The organism is Glaciecola sp. 2405UD65-10 (assembly GCF_048820975.1).
GTDB lineage: Bacteria > Pseudomonadota > Gammaproteobacteria > Enterobacterales > Alteromonadaceae > Glaciecola.
The window spans coordinates 211,288-230,440 of record NZ_JBMEUF010000001.1 but is presented as its reverse complement, the minus strand read 5'-3'; the positions used below and the strand labels follow the sequence as shown (position 1 = coordinate 230,440).

The 19,153-nt window shown below is 40.2% G+C and carries 10 protein-coding genes; 3 read left to right on the top strand and 7 right to left on the bottom strand.

Translation table 11 applies throughout. The annotated features are described in order from the left end of the window. Positions 1-100 precede the first annotated feature (100 nt). The 3 genes from ACOI22_RS01070 to ACOI22_RS01060 form a co-directional block, all read right to left on the bottom strand. Positions 101-1,570 (bottom strand): sensor domain-containing diguanylate cyclase, encoded by a 1,470-nt coding sequence (locus ACOI22_RS01070; RefSeq protein WP_420669328.1) that lies wholly within the window; start codon positions 1,568-1,570, stop codon positions 101-103. Positions 1,571-1,815: 245 nt separating this feature from the next. Next, positions 1,816-2,526 carry a YoaK family protein gene (locus ACOI22_RS01065; protein WP_420669326.1) on the bottom strand — a complete coding sequence of 237 codons (711 nt, stop codon included), beginning with the start codon at positions 2,524-2,526 and terminating at the stop codon, positions 1,816-1,818. Between the two features lie 92 nt (positions 2,527-2,618). Beyond that, the gene (locus ACOI22_RS01060) at positions 2,619-3,383 is read right to left on the bottom strand and encodes a haloacid dehalogenase type II (protein WP_420669324.1); all 765 of its coding nucleotides are present in this window, start codon (positions 3,381-3,383) and stop codon (positions 2,619-2,621) included. A gap of 123 nt (positions 3,384-3,506) precedes the next feature. Here ACOI22_RS01060 and ACOI22_RS01055 point away from each other — a divergent pair, with 123 nt between their 5' ends. Continuing rightward, entirely contained in the window at positions 3,507-4,400 is an 894-nt protein-coding gene (locus ACOI22_RS01055) for a LysR family transcriptional regulator (protein ID WP_420669322.1), read from the top strand. Positions 4,401-4,506: 106 nt separating this feature from the next. Next, positions 4,507-6,927 carry a patatin-like phospholipase family protein gene (locus ACOI22_RS01050; protein ID WP_420669320.1) on the top strand — a complete coding sequence of 807 codons (2,421 nt, stop codon included), beginning with the start codon at positions 4,507-4,509 and terminating at the stop codon, positions 6,925-6,927. Between the two features lie 4 nt (positions 6,928-6,931). On the opposite strand, the gene ACOI22_RS01045 is transcribed toward ACOI22_RS01050, so the two are convergent. The 3 genes from ACOI22_RS01045 to ACOI22_RS01035 are packed head-to-tail and all read right to left on the bottom strand — an operon-like array spanning position 6,932 to position 14,446. Next, on the bottom strand, positions 6,932-10,003 hold the full coding sequence (locus tag ACOI22_RS01045; protein ID WP_420669318.1) for an efflux RND transporter permease subunit: 3,072 nt from the start codon (positions 10,001-10,003) through the stop codon (positions 6,932-6,934). Then, complete coding sequence (locus tag ACOI22_RS01040) at positions 9,996-13,328, bottom strand: efflux RND transporter permease subunit (RefSeq protein ID WP_420669316.1); 3,333 nt, start codon at positions 13,326-13,328, stop codon at positions 9,996-9,998. Before ACOI22_RS01040 ends, ACOI22_RS01045 begins: the two co-directional genes overlap by 8 nt. A gap of 14 nt (positions 13,329-13,342) precedes the next feature. After that, a complete protein-coding gene (locus tag ACOI22_RS01035) occupies positions 13,343-14,446 on the bottom strand; it encodes an efflux RND transporter periplasmic adaptor subunit (protein WP_420669314.1) in 1,104 nt (367 codons plus the stop codon). A 361-nt stretch (positions 14,447-14,807) separates the two neighbouring features. On the opposite strand from ACOI22_RS01035, the gene ACOI22_RS01030 reads away from it, so the two are divergent. Then, positions 14,808-18,050 carry a S41 family peptidase gene (locus ACOI22_RS01030; RefSeq protein ID WP_420669312.1) on the top strand — a complete coding sequence of 1,081 codons (3,243 nt, stop codon included), beginning with the start codon at positions 14,808-14,810 and terminating at the stop codon, positions 18,048-18,050. Positions 18,051-18,095: 45 nt separating this feature from the next. On the opposite strand, the gene ACOI22_RS01025 is transcribed toward ACOI22_RS01030, so the two are convergent. Next, entirely contained in the window at positions 18,096-19,052 is a 957-nt protein-coding gene (locus ACOI22_RS01025) for a chemotaxis protein CheV (RefSeq protein ID WP_420669310.1), read from the bottom strand. Between the last annotated feature and the right edge of the window lie 101 nt (positions 19,053-19,153).

Here is a 19,153-nt window from a genome sequence, read left to right as displayed (position 1 = left end):
GTGTTTCGGTAATGACGGGTGTTTCGGTAATGACGTAAATTTTGCTAACGACGGGGTTTTGCTAAGCAGAAAAATTAAGTCAATAACAGCAGTGACTTATCTACACCGTAATAGTCTGCTCAGTGCTTTTAGTAGGATCGGTGGAAATATTCGGCACGCTTATAACCACATTACGCCCGGCATTTTTTGCTTCGTACAGTGCTTTGTCAGCATTTGCTATTATAGTATTAAGGCGGTGTACAGCTTCGCTACTATTGGCAACGCCAAAACTAGCAGTAACATTATGTTGTTGACCATTAAATTCAATACTTGCTTGCTCAATGGCAAGTCGCGCTTTTTCAGCAATCTGGCTCGCTTTTTCAAGTTTGGTACCGGCTAGCATCAAAACAAACTCTTCCCCGCCCCATCGGGCTACAACATCTTCTTGACGTATTTGAGCAGAGAGTACGGCAGCAATACGTTTAAGGACAAGATCGCCACAAGCATGCCCATAGTTGTCATTAATCGCTTTGAAATGGTCAATATCAACCATAACAACACTTATAAATTTCTCTTTTTTCGATTGTTGCTCAAATCGCCAGTTCAATTGAGCGCGATTAGGTAATTGTGTAAGTGGGTCTTTTTGATATTTCTTAGCAAATTCACCTTGGAAATATGCGATTGTAAAGCGAGTCACGAAGGCCACAATAGCCAGTAATACAAAAATGTAAACGGCAAGAATAACAAATTGCGTTGTTGCTGCTGTTTGCCTAGCTTCAAGTGGATTTACGATAAACAAGCGCCAGTTTAAGGCATCTATTTCAGCTTCAGCAATAAGATAGTCACTTCCATCTACGTTTACCAGTAAGCTATTTAATTTCGAGTCTTTAGTGAGTTCTGAACCCATTGCTTTAAACCATGGCATTTGATGAAGGCTCAATATACGTTTGCCATCAGCCACAAGGCTTTCATCGGAAGAAAGCACAATATTATCTTTGTGGTCGGCAAAAACAAAATCATAGCCAAACTGTTTCTTAAACTGATTAAACGAATCAAGAAAACTTTTTAAGCGCCGGCTTACACCAATGAAGCCAAGAAACTCACCGTTCTCAGCAAACACTTTAATATCGTAATAAATTCGAATATCTTGCCTATTACCCAAAGCGCCAATTATTTTTTCTTCACTTTGCTTATCTCTAAAATACCATTCAACTTTACCTTCAATAAGTGCTTGTTTTGAGCCGTCAGAATTATATTGCAAACGCATTTTTTCACTGGCAACAAAAAAGTCCATATCAAATTCTTGAGATAACTCTTTTAGCTTACTGTGGATTTTTTCAGGTTGAGTAGTTGGGTCATTTAACCATGTTTTTAAGGGGGATACTTTGCTTATAGTTTCGGCAACATATAATGGTTTCATTATTTCCTGAACCACTAAACTAAGTGCTGGCGTTAAACTTTTTTGCTCTTGTAAACTTTGAATCTCAACCGATTTTGAAAGTGTGATAATTGCGCTTAAGGCAATCGCAAATACAGTTAACACAAAAACTATAAATGATTTTGAATCTAGTAATTTTTTCCATATTTGCATGTAGATGTAAAGCTCGCTTTTTGACTCCGCCTAATAGTACGCGATAATACCGCTAGCTACCACCATGATTGGCTTAGAAGGCTAAATGAAAAAGCAAAAATACGTAGTATGCTATTATTTATGTCTGATAAAACGCAATGAAAATAGCGCTTTCAAATTTTTTATAGACTTTAGTTTATTGCTAAAAAAAAGTTAAATTTAGTGTGCATTTATTGAACATTAACGTGTTAGAAATGTTTCATTCGCTAATTATCTTCTTTTAGCTGCCGCTTTAGTTTGTAAAGATAAAAAGTGATGGCAAGTAAAACACAAATACTCGCTGGAAATAATAAGGCATAAAACTGAAACTGCTTAAAGGTAAAGGCGCCTGCTACTGCACCAAAAACAAAACCTATAATAATTAAAGTGAAAAGAATAGCCTTGCGGCGATCAAATGCTTCACCTTTTAATTTTGCTCCTAACATAATTCCTAAGTCTGTAAAAATGCCAGTAACGTGAGTGGTGCGTACAATGGCGCCACTGAAAGTAGTTGCAAAGGCATTTTGTAAACCACAGGCTGCTGACGCTAAATAATGCCCATAAATAGAATTTTGAATCAATAAATAACAAGCCAAGAACAATAAAACAGCTTCTAAACACAGCATTGCGCTGTAGTTGCGCCCAATTTTTAAGGTACGACCATTTATAAAATATCCCGAAATGGCTGAGCCGACCAAAAAGCTAAATAATACGCCTATTAAGTGAAGCCCTGTGAATAAAAAGCCCTCAGCGGATACAGAGCCCTCAGCTAGTAAAGAGCCCTTAGCTAGCTCGGCCCCTAAAAGCGTAGCGGTGCCCGACAAGTGCGAAACAGATTGATGCTCAAACCCTAAAAGTCCAGTCGCGTTAACAAACCCCGCCACGGCGGCTAAAATAAACGCGCCATATTCGACCCATCTAGGTAAAGTAGAAATCACTTCATTCCTCCCTAACGAAAGCTAAATATAAAGTAGCTTCAAAATAGCAGGAAGTCTAAGCATTGTTAGCTAAATCTGTAAATAAACGAACTTTATTTTAGCAATTTAACGAGTTCATTTAAGTCACTTACTACATGATCAGGCTCTTGCGCTAGCGGATATAGGGCTTTGCCCGGACGCGCAATAAACGTAGTTTGCAGGCCGGCTGCTTTTGCACCAGCTACATCCCATCCGTGTGCGGCAACCATCATTGCGTCTTCCGCAGCCACATTAAGTTGCTCAAGTACCCACTCGTAAGCACGCAAGTCAGGCTTGTAAATTTTAATATCTTCAATGCTATAACGCGCTTCAAAAAATTCGGTTAAGCCCGCGTTTTCAAACTGTGCTTTAACCCCTTTATTTGAAGAGTTAGTTAAGCTAACTAGCTTATAGCCTTGTGCTTTTAAGCTGGCCAATGCCAACTTTACATCAGGATGTGGCGGTAAACTGACTAAAGGGGTGGCAATGGCCGTTTTTGCGTCTTCAGCACTTATTTCAATATTATTGTTTTGAGCCACCATTAACAGTGCCGCTACACCAATTTGCCCGAAATCATGATATTCGCCGCTAACAGTACTCACTAATGAATGATGCAACATGGTTGAAAACCACAACGGTAATAAATCTTCTCTACCGCCTAATGCCTGCCCAATGGAACCGCGCATAGACTCCAAATCGAGTAGTGTTTCATTTACGTCAAATATTAACACTTTTGGCTGTTGCTTAGATTCGTTAGATGCCATGGCATTTGCTCCTGTTATGCATATTCCTGCTAGTAAAATTAAAAATAGATATTTTGCTGATTTAATTTTTCTCATCTGTCTTTCCGATGCTTTTATTATTGAAGTGAGTAGATTATATTGTTTCACAAAGTTAAATAAACCCATCAAAACTAAAACCAATGTTTAAATATATTGAACAGTCTAAAAGTTGAGTAAGCAATGTATAGCGTAAATGATCTAGAAACATTTATCGCGGTGGTCGAAAATAAAGGCGTACTGGCCGCCGCTCGCGAACAAAAAATATCTCCGGCTACCGTGAGCCACCGTTTAAGTAAATTAGAGCGTGAGTTATCAACGGTATTAGTATTTAGAGACAGCCGCCGGATTCGATTGTCACCTGCCGGGGAGCTATTTTATGCGCGCGTAGGTGGGATAATTGAGGCGCTTTATGACGCAGAGCACGAAATAGGCGCTCGTTCTTCGTCTGTTAGCGGCCTACTTCGCGTAACTATGCCGCCGTGGATATTTTCTAAATATGTAATGCCTCAATTAAGTAAATTTGAGCAAGAGTACCCACAGCTAAAACTCGACTTCCTTATTAGCGACCAATTTGTCAATGTGGTTGATAACACACAAGATGTTGCCATACGTGTTGGGAAGCTAAATGATTCTGCGCTTTTATCACGCAAGCTGGTAGATAACTCCCGAATATTATGTGCATCACCGGCGTATATTAAAAAACGAGGAATGCCAAAAACATTGGCTGAGTTAGAAGAACACAGTTGGGTATGCCTGCCATGGCAGCAACAGTTACGGGTATTTGACGAACATAAAAATACGCAAACATTGCACGCTAACACACGATTTACTATTTCAAATTCTGACAACATGACACAAGCGGCTTTGGCTGGGCATGGCATTGCAATCAAATCCTTAATAGCTATTAATGATGATTTGGCCCAAGGACGTTTAGTCGAGGTTATGCCAAATGTATTAGCAAACAGTGATGCACCGGTATGGTTTTTGCGCGCTCAAAATGCCCTACCTATGCGCAAAACTGAAGTTTTTTATACATTTATGAAGTCGCTTTTACAATCAGCAACTCAGGCATAAAAGTAATATAACGCTCATATTGTATAAAATATATACAAGTGATAATGTAATCAATGTTGTTACATTTATTTAAACAAATACAGCAATATCGAAAAGGAGTTTGACCATGACCATTTTAAAACTAGGTTTTGCAATGGGTGGTGGCGTAAGTTTAGGGACGTTTAATGCAGGCGCCCTATCGCAATCTATAAAATTAGCCATAGTCTATGGCAAAGACAAAAATGGCGAGCTGTTTGATTCGGTTGAAATAGATGTATTTTCAGGCGCGAGTGCCGGCTCAATATCCTTAGCATTAATGCTACGCGCACTCGCTGCTCAAACACCTTCACAAATTCAACAGGCTAATATTGACTTAGCTACTGAGTTCTCAGAAGACGTACTTAATGCTTTGCCAGCGAATAAAAAAGACGCCCTAATAGCCGCACAGGTAATGCAAAATGTGCAGCACAACATTTGGGTAAAGCAAGTTAATATGGAAAATTTGCTAAGTAAAGGGCAAGACAACGACCTTGCGGGAACGTCTTCTCTTAAACATACCGCTGGCATTTTAAACCGCGGAGCCCTTGAAACAATAGCCGTAAATTTAATAAAAGACTCACCTACTATTAATTTAGATAAATCAAAAGCACTTTTGGGTGAGCGCGTACTATTTGCAAGCTCTTTAACCAATCTAACGCCCATTATTCAAGACGCAAAAAGCGAATTTAAAGTAGGTTTAGGCGGTGACTTCGCTCTTCAAGACGGCATGACTTCGTATACACATAAAGAATCTCGAGTGTTTGATTTGTATTTAGGTGAAAAGAATGGCGAAACCTTAAGAGACTCCGAAAAACATCCTGATAGATGGGTTCGTTATCACTTGGGTAGCCGGCAAACGGGCACTATTGGCGATATGTCTGACGATAACCATGACGTGTGGTGGCGAATTGTGTCTACCGCGATGGCCTCGGGTGCTTTTCCCATGGCATTTGAACCCATTGTTTTAGAACGTTTTAATTTTGAATTTGCCGATACGTGGCCAAGGGAATTGCAACATCAGGCGAAATTTAATTTTACTTACATTGACGGTGGCGTCTTTAATAACGAGCCCATACGTGACGCGTTTAAACTCGCTTCATTCATGGATGCTAATGACGAAAGGCTCAATATAGAGCGAAGTATTATTTTTGTAGACCCTAGCATAGCCAGTAATCAGTCTACGTTTAACTTACCGGTACACCCGCGCTACGCGCTTACCAGCCCTTTATTTGGTGACAATCCAATAGGTGATATTGACGGTGTAGATTTAGTTAGAAAAGCATCACTTGATAAACTCCAAGGACATCTTGGGAGTATAGTAAGTTGTATATTTAATCAAGCTCGTTCTATTGAGGGTGATAAAATATTTAAGGTAAGAAAAAAGTTCAAAAATAGAAACGAGATCAGAAAGTCTTATTACTTAGAAGCTCCTATAGATGTATCTAATGAACTACTTAAAGCTCTACTGAGCCAAATTACGCATTTACAGGAAAGTGATGACAAGCTTTCTTTATTTCCGAATACAGGCTTAAACGTACTAGCCGAAGTAAAAAGAATAGCGCGTGAAGAACCGCAATTATTCTCGGGCCTTGATTATGAGCGAATTGAAAGTGATTTAAATAACATTCTGCAACACCAATCACCTAGTTACTCATCATACTCGTGGTATTTAGCGCTGCGTTTTATTATGTTAGACCAATCTATGAGTTTAACGGGTAAATCTGATAAGACCCGTTTTTTCGCCATAGGGCCATGTATTGATTTTGCCGACCCGACTAAACCGGAGCTCATTAAATTACCGGGTGATAAACTACAAGCTTTCGGCGGTTTTTTTTATGAACCCACTCGTAATATTGACTTACAATTGGGAAAATATTGCGCGCACCAAGCCTTAAGCACTGAAGATTTTTTAGATATACCGCCCTTACCTAAACCGGCACCCGAGTTAAGTGAAAGTCAGGTGCGATTGTATGATAAAGCGCTTCACAAAGGCACCAACCAACTCATTGATAGAGTGCTTAATATGGTGAGTGATAGTCATATTCCATTTATATCGAGTATACCTAAATTCGCTTTGAAGCTGTTAATCAGCAAAGTACTGTCGGGTGATAGTTTAGCCAGTAAGGTGGAACTTAGAATTAAAATACCGCAAGGCTTATCACTTGAGTTAGATGGGCGCGGGCGCCTCCCTATTATAGGAGATAAAGATATTCATCCGGTACAATTTAGCGGTGAAAGTTACCTTATTACCACCGCCGAATTTAAAGATAGTAAATGGGTGGGAGAGCATATTACCCGTGGCAATTCGATTATTATAGATAAAAACAACCGAAAATTTGCAAAAATTCCCCTCCCAAGCCAGCCACAAATGCAAATTATACATCAGCAACTATCAGTTCATGGCTATGCCTATTTGGTGTATGACTTTTCAGGCAAAAGAACCGACCATGACTGGCAAGTAGAGGCGCCATTAATGCCTATGCACTCAGTGCTAAGCCAACAGGCTTAGCACCCTAATTGGCTTTTATTGCTTTAGACACAAGTTGTTTACTATGCAGTACCATGTTGTGCGTATTTCGTCTTAATTTTAACAGTGAAATATATGCTAAAGGCACTAAAAACAAACTGGTTACGGTACTAAACAAAAGGCCACCTATGATAGCTATTGCCATAGGTGAATAAGGCGGGCCATCACCGCCAATACTGACATCCCCAAAAGCAAGTGGAACCAAGCCTAGCACAGTGGTTAACACAGTCATAAGTATTGGCCTAACGCGTCCCAGACAACCTTCAATAGTCGCCTCGCTTATTGACCTTCCTGAATTGACTAACTGATTTATACGATCAACTAGCACTATGCCGTTATTTACCACTATGCCCATTAACACCAACATACCAATCATCCCCATAATGGTCATTGAATTGCCCGTAAACCAGAAGGCCCAAAATACACCCGTGAATGAGAAAATTAACGAAGTAAGTACAGATGTGGGCAACAGTAGCGATTCAAACAAGGCGGCCATAACGATATAAATCATAATAACTGCCAAAATCATATTCGTGACCATTATTGACTCTTCTTCGTCTTGGCGCTGAAAACTGCCCTCCAAAGACCATCTATATCCACTTGGTAAGGAAATATTTTGCATAAGCGATTCAATGCGCATTTTTGCTTCGCCAATAGTAAGCTCATCTTCTAAATTAGCACCTATTCCTAGAGCTGTTTGCCGAGAGCTTCTTTGAATTTGCGACAATCTAGGTTTTACGCTAATGGTTGCTAGCATATCTAGTGTAACGTTTTTATCAGCATCACGCAGAATCGTTAAGCTTTTCAACGCTTCTAATGAATTCTGCAAACTTTCATCAAATAGTAAACGAATATTTATTTCGCCCTCAAGGTCACTTCTAAACGTGCGTAAATTTGTGCCACGCAGCGCTGTGCCCACAATGTTGGCCACTTCCGAGGTGTTTAAGCCATAACGAAATGCCATTTCACGATCTATGCGTACTTGCATTTCTAAATCTTGTGAATCTATATCCGCTTTTACGTCGGTAAATCCATCAATACTGGCAAGCACAGGAACTATTTGATCGGCAATTTGCATGAGTGTTTCAGATGATTGGCCAAACAAAGTGACTCTTACCCCACCCCCGGTTCCTGAATCCCACTGAAAAGAAGGTTCTGCCCTAGCTAACAAGGGCATGTCTTTTTTCATTTTTTGCTTTAAATCAGAAAGCTTCATTGGCAAATTATCATTCAGCGTGATGCCTGATGTCGCAAAGCCAGGTCTGAAATAACTATATACTTGCTTAATATGAAACTCATCTTGGTTTGCGTATAAATACGCTTCCATTTTGGCCACTGCCACTTCCACTTCATCTAAGCTGTAGTTACCCTGGATGTTGTAATTTAACCATAAACGACCTTGCTCCCCATTGCTGTCTTCATCGCTTTTAAGCTGGCTCATAGGAATAGCAGTACTTGCTAGTAGCACTAGGGCTATTAGGCCTGTTTTTACTTGGTTAGCAAGTATCCACCGCAATGTTGATTCGTACTTTCTGGTAGCCCAATGAGCTTGCGCTTTTTTAGGCTTGATTTTTATTTTTAATTTGGTGCTAAGTAAAGGGATTAAGGTTTGTGCAATAAGTAAAGAGGCAAATAAGGAAATACAAATAGCAACCGCTACGTGCTCTAAAAACACGGTAATTTCGGCTTTAACGCCCACAATATTGGGTAAAAATACAATCGCAGTTGTGGCTGTACCGGCAATCACGGCTAAACTAACTAAGCCTACTCCTTTGCGAGTCGCAAGTTGTACATCGTCAGTCTTTTCACGCTCTTGAAATATACTTTCAGTCACTACAACGGCGTTATCAACTAGCATGCCCACGGCTAACATTAAGCCCATTAATGACAGTATATTTAAGGTGTAGCCTAAAAAGTACATACACGCTAAGGTAATACAAATAGCAAAGGGGACTGATAGCACTACCACTATGGTGGTCGCTATATTGCGAAGGAAAAGATACAACACTATTACAGAAAGCACAGCGCCAATTAACCCTGACATTAACAAATCATTAAGCGAAGTGGTAACACTGTTCGCTTCATCATCCATTACAAATACATTGATGCCATTAAAAGCCGTGCTATTTCTGGCAATTTCAATTTGTTCGAGGACCGCCTCAGATACGTCTACTAAATTAGCACCCGATTCTCTAAAAATATTTAAACCAATTGCGTGAGTTTGGTCTAAATGCCGCCCTTCTAAGGCCTCTGGGGTTTCAAATTTAACGTCAGCTATGTCTGACAAACGCACATTTCGCGTAATATATAAATCTCTTATTTCTTCAATACTTTGATATTCACCGCTTGGGTTCACCGTTATTTTTTGGTCAAGATCAAAAAATTGACCACCAGTCATAGAGAAATTAGCGCTTTGCAGCGTTTGAAATAATTGCCCTATATTAATATGCAGCGCGGCAATTCGATCGGAATGTAAACGTATTGAAATTTGCTTTTTTTGCACGCCATACAGTTCAACACGCGACACCCCCTTGACGCGTTCAATCGGCATTTTTAAATTGCGTTCAAGCAAGTCATAACTAGTGGAAATATCTCTGTCACTTGACAGTCGCAATTGAAAAACAGGCATATCAGACAAATTAAATTTATATACCATCACGCGCTCTACATCATCAGGAAGTAAGTGCCTTATTGCATCTATTTTCTCTCTAGCTTCAATGCTTTTCGCTTTGATGTTTTCTTCCCAATTAAACCGTACAGAAATTTCGGCACTGTTTTCATTTGACCACGAACGCATACGTTTAATACCTGACATAGTAGCAAGCGCTTCTTCTACCGGCCGCGTAATCATTTTTTCAACTTCAGCAGGAGTGGCGTCAGGATAGGGAACCTGAATGTACAACTCTGGAAAATCAATGCCTGGAAACTTTTCCAATGGCAACAATTTACTTGCACCTAAGCCCATAATGAGTAGGGAAAAAAACAGCATTCCAATGGTAACAGGGCGGCGTAAAGCAAACGATGCTAGCGCCGCTCCGGCAAGTCCGAACTTATCCATAAATATTCTCTCCGTTGGCAATAGATGAGCTTTCGCTGGCGTTGTTAGCTTGCTGTGGGACAAATTCTTTGCGATCGAAAATACTATACAAAACGGGGATAAGGAAAAGCGTTAGCATACTGGCAAACAGCAAACCAAATATAACGGTAATTGCCATTGGTGTTCGAATTTCAGCACCGTCGCCTATGCCTATTGCCATAGGCAGTAAGCCCAGAACCGTGGTTAGTGTTGTCATAAGTATTGGGCGAAGGCGACTGTTTGCTGATTCAACAATAGCTGAAAGCTTATCGCTGCCGTTTTCACGAAGCTGGTTTATTCGATCTATTAAGACTATCGCATTGTTAACGACTATACCGGCCAACATGATCAAGCCAATAAATACCACTACACTCACGTTTGTGCCTGTTAAATATAAGCCATAAATTGAGCCCGCACAGGCCATTGGCACCGTGAACAATATAATGAAAGGATGTAATAAAGATTCAAACTGCGACGCCATAACCAAATACACCATGAACACAGCTAAAGCCAGTGCGAAATATAGAGATTCAAAGCTTGCTGACATTTCTTCGCTTTGCCCAGAAACTTTGGCTTGCAATGCAAGGGGGAGCTTCATGTCATCAAGTACATTTTGGGCATCTAAAGCCGCGGCTCCTAAATCTCCATAGGCTAAATTTGCGCTTATTAGCACTACTCGCTGCTGCCCTACCCGCGTAATTTCACTTGGCCCAACTGACATTTCAATATTCGCGACGGTAGAAAGGGCAATGGCTGGTTTTGAATTTGGATTAACAATTAAGTTACCAATATCCTGAATAGAGTTTCGCTGGGTTTCTTGATTTCTCACTAATATGTCGACCTTGCGGTCATCAATAGTGAATTTACTCGCAATTTCACCGCCAACTTTACCCGCAATTAAAGATGACACCTGTGGTGCGTTTAACCCCAATTGCGCCAATTTGGCGTGGTCAAATACAATTTTGAGTTCAGGATTTCCGCTTTGCAAAGAGCTTTTAACATCGGTAAAGCGTTCGTTAGATCCTAATGCTTCGCTCACCTTGTCGCCATAGCGTTTTAGAAGGTCTAAATCATATCCAGCAATTTGAATTTCCAGCGGAGTGGTAAAACTAAATAACTCAGGGCGTCCAAATTTACTGGTAACGCCAGCCTTGCGCGCTAAAAATTCACGCATGGCTTCCATTGTTTGTTGTTCATCAAAATTTGTTGACTGCTCGCTCATCACCACATTAAGTTTGCCCCAGTGTTCTCCGCCTTGAGCAGGCGAAGCGTTCATTAAACTGCCTGTGCCAACCAATGAGTAAGTACGTGCAACATTACTTTGCTCTTCAGTAAATTCTGATAACGATTTAATAAGCGCATCGGTAGTTTCTAAGCGAGAACCGGTTGGAAGCGTAACTTCAACATTGAATTCCCCCTGCGACATTGGAGGAATAAGTTCTAAGCCTAATTTAGGTATCAATAAAATAGATAGCAACGAAACGGTTAAAATCCCAGTGATAACCAGAAACTTGGCTCGCATTGCTGCATTCAGTGCTTTTGCGTAAGCGCGCGCTGTGTGTTTATAGAACGCGTCAAAAAGCCACAAAAAGGGTTTGAAGATTAAAGAGAATAATTTTGAAAACACTCTAAAAATGGCAATACATAAACTCGTAAGTGCTAAAGGAGTGAAGTAGAAAATTACTTTGAGTAACCATCTAACAGGCATGGTGATATAATAAAACAAGCTAGCAATTTTCCCTTGCGGCTTTTGTGAATTAGGCTCTGTATCTAAGCCTTGTGCGTCAGCTTGTCGTGTTTGCTTTTCGCGCGCGGCAAGCATGGGAATTAAAGTTAATGCCACAACTAAAGAGGCAGCCAAGGCAAAGGTAACGGTAAGCGCTTGATCACTAAACAATTGCCCGGCAATCCCTTCTACAAACACTAAGGGAAAGAAAACCGCCATGGTAGTTAAGGTAGAAGCCACAATGGCCATAGATACTTCAGATGTACCTTTTGCGGCAGCTTCTTGGGAATTAGCGTTGTTCTTTTTATGGCGGTCGATATTCTCTAGCACAACGATGCTGTTATCCACTAACAGCCCAATAGCTAAGGCTATTCCCCCTAAACTCATTATGTTTAAACTAATATCGTAACTGTACATCAGGTTAAACGTCGCAATAATAGATACGGGAATAGAAATAGAGATAATAAGCGTTGACCATATATTCTTTAAAAAGAAATACAGGATAAACATAGCTAATATACCGCCCACAATGGCAGCAGATTTGACCTCATCAATGGCGCTAGCAATAAATATAGATTGGTCGTAAACCATTTGGAGTTGATAAGATGAAGGCATGTTATTGCGAATTCTGTCTAAGCGCTCATTCACCGCCTTGGCAACTTGCACTGTATTCGCATCACCTTCTTTATAGATGGCTATCTCAACGCCTTCAAGGCTGTCAAAACGGGTGATTGAACTGCGCTCTTTGTAAGTATCAACCACCTCAGCCACGTCGCTCAGTTTAATATGTTTACCGTCTCGAGTAGCAATGTACAAATTGCGCATATCATCTAAATTTTCAAACTGATTAATGGTTCGAACCAAATATTCTTGTGAACCGTCTTCAACTCGTCCGCCCGACACGTTAACGTTTTCATCTTGCAAACGCTGCGTAATGTCAGCAAGCGAAATACTAAGTTGGCTAGTACGCTGCTGATTAATCAACACATGAATTTCGTTCTCAAGGCCGCCGCCAATTTTAACCGATGCAACCCCCTCAACCGACTCTAAACTGCGTTTGATATCTTCTTGGGCGTAATTGCGCACACGCTTCATAGTGGCTATATTCATGGCCGTAGAGCTTGGCAAATCGCCATTAGCTTGCGCATTGTTTACGCCTAAACCAAATCGTAAAATGGGATCTAAGCTTGGGTTGAAACGTAGTAAGAGTGGGCGTTTAACATCAAGAGGAAGAAAAATAACGTCGAGCTTTTCACGCACTTCTAAACTTGCCAGTTCCATGTCTGTGCCCCACTCAAACTCAAGCACAACATCAGATTGCTCAGCTTTAGAAGCTGATGTAACGGTTCGTACACCTTTAACAACGCCCACCGCTTCTTCAATAGGTTTAGAAACTAACTGCTCTACTTCGCCTGGCGCAGCGCCTAAATAATCAGTGCGAATGGTTAACGAGGGATATGATAATTCAGGAAGCAAATTAATAGACAAACGCCCTAAAGAAACAAATCCAAATAAAAGCACCGCTAAAGTAAACATCCACACTGTAACCGGGCGTTTAACCGCCACATCAATTAGGTTCATGACTAATCCCTCAGTTAAATATTAACGATTTCAACAGGTGCGTTGTTCTTTAAATTCTGATGCCCTGTTATAACAACGTGCTCGTTTGCGCCAACACCCTCTAGCACTTCAACTAATCCATCTTCTTGATACCCAATCTTAATACCAACCTTTTTAGCCACGCCGTCATTTACAACAAATACGCTTAAGGTGTTATCTAAAGCTAGCATTGCCTTTCGGGGTAAAAGAGTGGCATTTTCGCGGGTGTCATAATTTAAACTCACTTGCGTGAACATACCTGCTTTTAATTTAGCTTCGTCATTAGGTACGCGAAGTGTGACTTTAAATGTGCCTGTTTCAGGGTTAATTACTGGGCTGATACGCTCTACAAATGCCTTCACATCCTGATTGTTAAGTGCAGTAATTTGTAACTTAGCTTGTTGATCTTTATGCACCTTAGAGAGCTCTTTTTCTGGCAAATGCACAATGCCGTACAACTCTTTTAGTTGCACTATATGGAACATTCTTTCGCGCTGAAATGACTCAGTTAAATTGCCTACTTTTGCGTTTCTTTCAGCAATGTAGCCGCTAATTGGAGCCACAATAGTGGTTTCTTTTAAATCTAATTCAGCTAACGCTAACATGGCCTTAGCTGACTCATATTGGGCATTTAATTTATCGTATACGTCATCACTCACTAACTTCTGGTGATACACTTTATTTATTTTAGCCAGCTCTTTTTCAATTCCCTGTAAATCGGCACGAGACCTACGCAAATTAAGTTCGTATCGCTGAGGGTCTAACTTAGCTAAAACTTGTCCTTTTTCAACATAATCCCCTTCTTCCACCATAATGTGCTCTATAATCCCTGCAGCACGAGCAACCACAAACGCTTCTTCTTTCGATTCAAGTACTGCGGTAGTGGTATAATTAGAAGATATATCACCAATGGTACTTGACGCCACTTCTACAGGAATAGGAATTACTTTGACTTCTTCTTTAACTTCCTCTTGCTTTGATGCACCCGCCTCACCGCATCCCGAAGTTATTAACGCAAGCCCTAACAATGAAGCAACAGCAAAGGGTTTTACGCATCTTGTAAAGCTTGCGTTTCTTTTAAAGGTATTCAAAGCGTCCATATTTAGATTCCAAATGTGTAAGTTTAATGTTCCAACAAAATATAATTCGTTCTTTAGCATTGATTGTGCCATTCAATTTAAAGCGATTAAATTCAACGGCTTAAGCATTTAACTGTGTGATGTCATGTATTATACGACGGCAAGTGTTAGCGAAATTCACTAATTCTTGGTCATTTTGTTACAACATGTGTAATTAGGGTTTTTCTACTTTGCTTTTTCACTTAAGCATTAGATAATTACTTCAGATGATAACGCTAAATTACTACAGTTTGCTTAATTCCACTGACGGAGCAACCGTTGTTAATGGGGTGTTGTTATCAAATTATAAAAATAGCCGCACCTACAACGAAAGAAGGTATAAATGAGAATTTTAATAGCGAGTTTGTTATCTATTGTGATTGGCTGGGATGCCCTTGCACAAGAAACACCAAACTGGGTTCGATACCCAGCAATATCACCTGATGGAAGCACTATTGCTTTTACTTACAAAGGCGATTTATATCGTGTAGCGAGTAGCGGCGGAGAAGCTCAGCGGCTGACTTTCCATAAAGCACATGATTACAAACCGGTTTGGAGTAAAGATGGCCAGAGTATTGCCTTCGCTTCAAATAGATTTGGTAATTTTGATATTTACCTAATGCCTGCACTAGGGGGCAATGCTAAACGATTGACCTTCCATTCAAGCAACGAAGAGCCTTACACCTTTGATACTACTGATTCGTCTATTTACTTCAAGGCGCAGCGTATGGACACAAACGCTCATCGTCAATACCCCACAGGCCGACAAACCGAACTTTATTCAGTGCCTGTTGAGGGAGGCCGTGTTGATCAAATATTGACTGTGCCAGCTGAAGACGTTCAAATAAGTGAAGATGGCAAACAGCTTGTTTATCATGATAACAAAGGCTATGAAAATCCTTGGCGTAAGCATCATAAATCGGCAATTGCGCGTGATATTTGGACCTTCGATCTAAACGCAAAAAAGCATAAAAAAATCACGTCGTTTTATGGCGAAGACCGCAATCCCATATATGCAAGCAATAACAGTACAATCTATTATTTGAGTGAACAGAGCGGTAGTTTTAACGTTCATAGCGTAAATTTAAATCGCCCGTCATCAAACAAGCAATTAACCGAATTTACATTGCATCCTGTTAGGTTTTTATCAAGCGCGGCGGGTATTTTAGCGTTTAGTTATCATGGTGATGTATACACCATGAACAGCAATGGGTCACCTAAAAAGCTCAACATTAGTATTCGCACACAAGACATTGGCAACGCCATTGTAAATGAAGCTATTAATGGCGAAATAAGTGAAATGGCGGTATCTAGTAGCGGCAAAGAAATTGCCTATATTGCGCATGGTGAAGTATTTGTAAGCTCAACAGACGGTGCGTTTACTAAACAAATTACGCATACTCCCACGCAAGAAGCTTTCGTTAGTTTTGCCCCTGAAGATGACTATTTAATTTACGCTTCAGAGCGTGATAGTAAATGGAGTATATTCACCGCCCGTAAAAAACGCGAAGCCGAACCTTTCTTTTATGCCTCTACCTTGATTGAAGAAACTGCTCTTTTACATAATGAAAAAGACAACTACCTTCCAAAGTTATCTCCTGATGGCAAAATGCTTGCGTTTATAGAAGATAGAAAAACTCTTAAGGTAATGAATCTTGAAAGCAAAAAAACGACAAGCTTAATACCCGCTGACCAAATGATCCATATGCGTGACGGTGACCAGACCTTTAGTTGGAGCCCTGACAGCGAATGGATATTGTTTGAATACAATAAGCTGATGAACAATGCAGACGTGGCTATGGTACATGCCTCGGGCAAAGAAAAGATGAAGGTAATTGTGCCAAGTGGATACTATGATAGTAATCCTTCTTGGACCAACAATGGCAAGCAAATTATTTGGTTTTCAAACCGCGAAGGATTAAAGAGTTATGCGACTAGCGGACGTAGTCAAAACGATGTTTACAGCCTGTTTTTTAATCAAGAAGATTGGGATGAGTTTAACTTAAGTGAAGATGACTTCGCACTGATGCAAGCTATTGAAGAAGCCAATACAGTTGAGGAAGAGCAAACTGACGATACAGACAAAGACAGCGCAAGCAAAGAAGATGATAGTAAAGAAGAAGACATTCAAGAGAAGCTGACATTTGATTGGGATGATCTGAACGAAAGAGTAGCCAAATTAACGATTCATTCTTCAGCGCTAGCCGATGCGGTATTAAGTGCTGATGCAACTACACTTTATTACTTGTCGCGCTTTGAAGATAAATATGACTTGTGGGAAACCGACTTAAGAACACAGGAAACGCGTAAAGCAATTCACTTAGGTGTAAATAATGGAAGCTTGTTGTGGGACAACAACTTGGAAACCTTATATTTATTAAGTGAAGGCAGAATATCTACTTTAGATCCAGAAAATGGTGCAAGCGAAGGGGTTTCTATTTACGCCAATGTAGAAATAGACGAACATGCTGTTCGACTTGCTTCGTTTGACCATGTATGGCTTCGCACTTCAAAAATCTTTTATGAGCCAACATACCATGGCATTGACTGGCAACTAATGAAAGAGGAATACAGAACCAAAGTTGCTCATGTGGGTAATGGTTACGAGTTTACTGAGTTATTGAGCGAAATGATTGGTGAACTAAACGTCTCTCATGCTGGCGCTTCGTATCGCTCTGGCGGACCAAGTGACGACGCAACCGCATCACTGGGGATATTTTATGATTTTAAACACAAAGGTGACGGTATCAAAGTTACCGAAGTCATTAAAGGCGGCCCGTTAGATAAAGCCAAATACAACGTAGTGCCAGGCATGACTATTGTAAAAATCAATGGCAAGCTGATTAGTAAGGATATTGATTTTGCAAAGCTTCTTAACAAAAAAGCAGGCGAATATGTGCTACTTGATATAGAAGATAAAAATGGTGAAATTCAGCAAATCACCATGAAGCCAATTTCATTGGGCGAGCAAAACGAATTGCTCTATAAACGTTTTGTTAAGATAAACGAGCAAGAAGTACTTGAAAAGAGTAACGGAAAACTAGGGTATGTGCATATTCCGGGCATGGGTGATGGCCCTTATCGTAGTATCTATAATGATATGATGGGTCGATTCTACGACAAAGAGGCAATGGTTATAGATACGCGCTTTAATGGTGGAGGTGATTTGGTAGCCGACTTAGCCATGTTCTTTACCGGCGAAGCTTTTTTAACTTACGCTATTGAAGGTAAAGTAGTAGGTGGTGAGCCTACGTCGCGTTATACCAAACCCATTATCTCATTGTTTAATGAGTCTATGTACAGCGACGGCCATTGTTATGCCAGTGCTTATACTGACTTAAAACTTGGTAAATCAGTAGGTATGCCAGTGCCGGGCACATGTAGTTTTGCAGGCTGGGAAGGCTTACCTTTAGGAGGATACTGGGGAGTAGTGCCAATTAGCGCTAAAAATAAAAGTGGCGAATGGTTAGAAAATAATGAAACCACCCCCGATATAAAGGTTAAAAACGCGCCTGGTGTTATAGATTTTGGTAAAGACCAACAATTAGAACGAGCGATACAAGAGATCTTAAAAGAAATTAGATAAGCGTAAGCTTCTATGTAGTATAAAAGAGCGTGTTAACACGCTCTTTTATTTTTCTTGTTGTTTTAATAATTCACGCATTCGTTCTTGTACAACATCTACCAGTAAATCAGGCTGAAACTTTGAAATAAAGCGATTACAACCTACCTTCTCAACCATGGCTTCATTAAAGCTACCACTTAAAGAAGTATTAAGTGCAATGAATAAAGAGCTCATTCTTGCATCACCTCTGACTTCAGCGGTGAGTCGGTACCCGTCCATTTCAGGCATTTCTGCATCAGTAAACATCATCAGAATTTCTTCTGTAACATCTTTGCCTTCATCAGCCCATTGACGCAACAGGTTAAGCGCCCTTTTACCATTCTTCTCTTCTATAATTTCTAAACCTAACTGCGTTAGCGTATCGCGAATTTGTCTCCTAGCCGTTGATGAATCATCCACTACAAGTACTTTGCGTCCACTCATATGTTGAGTAACGCTATCATCTAGCGCCTCTTCTGAAATTGACGTGTCATAATCTACAATTTCAGATAATACTTTTTCAACATCAATGATTTCTACAAGCTCGGTAATACCATCATTCTCTAAATGAGTAATGGCCGTTAAATAGTGATTTTTGCCTGCGTTAGTAGGCGGCGGCTGAATATCGCTCCATGATGTATTCACAATATTCATTATTTGACCAATCAAAAAGCCCTGAACACTTCGATTATATTCAGTAATAATCACGTTCGCGACGTCATACACTTCATTTAAAGGATTCATCTTTATAGATGAGCGCAAATCAATTACAGGAATAGATTTTCCTCGGTAATTAATCACCCCTTTTAGGTTTGTATGCGAGCCAGGCAACTGATTTAACGTTGGCACAGTAATGACTTCTCTCACCTTGAACACGTTAAGCGCAAAAGTATGGCGAGAACCCAACTTAAACATAAGTAGCTCTAGGCGATTTTCTCCAACGAGTTGCGTTCGTTGGTCTATCGATGACATCAATTTGGACATTTGTCGTCTCTAGTTATTTAATTTACAGCGAATTTAAGCGTTATCTAGATAAGTTATCGGCTTGATATAGGGTATCTGAAGAAAAAAGCAAAATTGTTACT

Coding starts and splice junctions, on each gene's coding strand:
- ACOI22_RS01040 (WP_420669316.1), bottom strand. CDS start 13,328: ATGAACCTAATTGATGTGGCGGTTAAACGCCCGGTTACAGTGTGGATG.
- ACOI22_RS01030 (WP_420669312.1), top strand. CDS start 14,808: ATGAGAATTTTAATAGCGAGTTTGTTATCTATTGTGATTGGCTGGGAT.
- ACOI22_RS01070 (WP_420669328.1), bottom strand. CDS start 1,570: ATGCAAATATGGAAAAAATTACTAGATTCAAAATCATTTATAGTTTTT.
- ACOI22_RS01025 (WP_420669310.1), bottom strand. CDS start 19,052: ATGTCCAAATTGATGTCATCGATAGACCAACGAACGCAACTCGTTGGA.
- ACOI22_RS01045 (WP_420669318.1), bottom strand. CDS start 10,003: ATGGATAAGTTCGGACTTGCCGGAGCGGCGCTAGCATCGTTTGCTTTA.
- ACOI22_RS01035 (WP_420669314.1), bottom strand. CDS start 14,446: ATGGACGCTTTGAATACCTTTAAAAGAAACGCAAGCTTTACAAGATGC.
- ACOI22_RS01055 (WP_420669322.1), top strand. CDS start 3,507: ATGTATAGCGTAAATGATCTAGAAACATTTATCGCGGTGGTCGAAAAT.
- ACOI22_RS01050 (WP_420669320.1), top strand. CDS start 4,507: ATGACCATTTTAAAACTAGGTTTTGCAATGGGTGGTGGCGTAAGTTTA.
- ACOI22_RS01060 (WP_420669324.1), bottom strand. CDS start 3,383: ATGAGAAAAATTAAATCAGCAAAATATCTATTTTTAATTTTACTAGCA.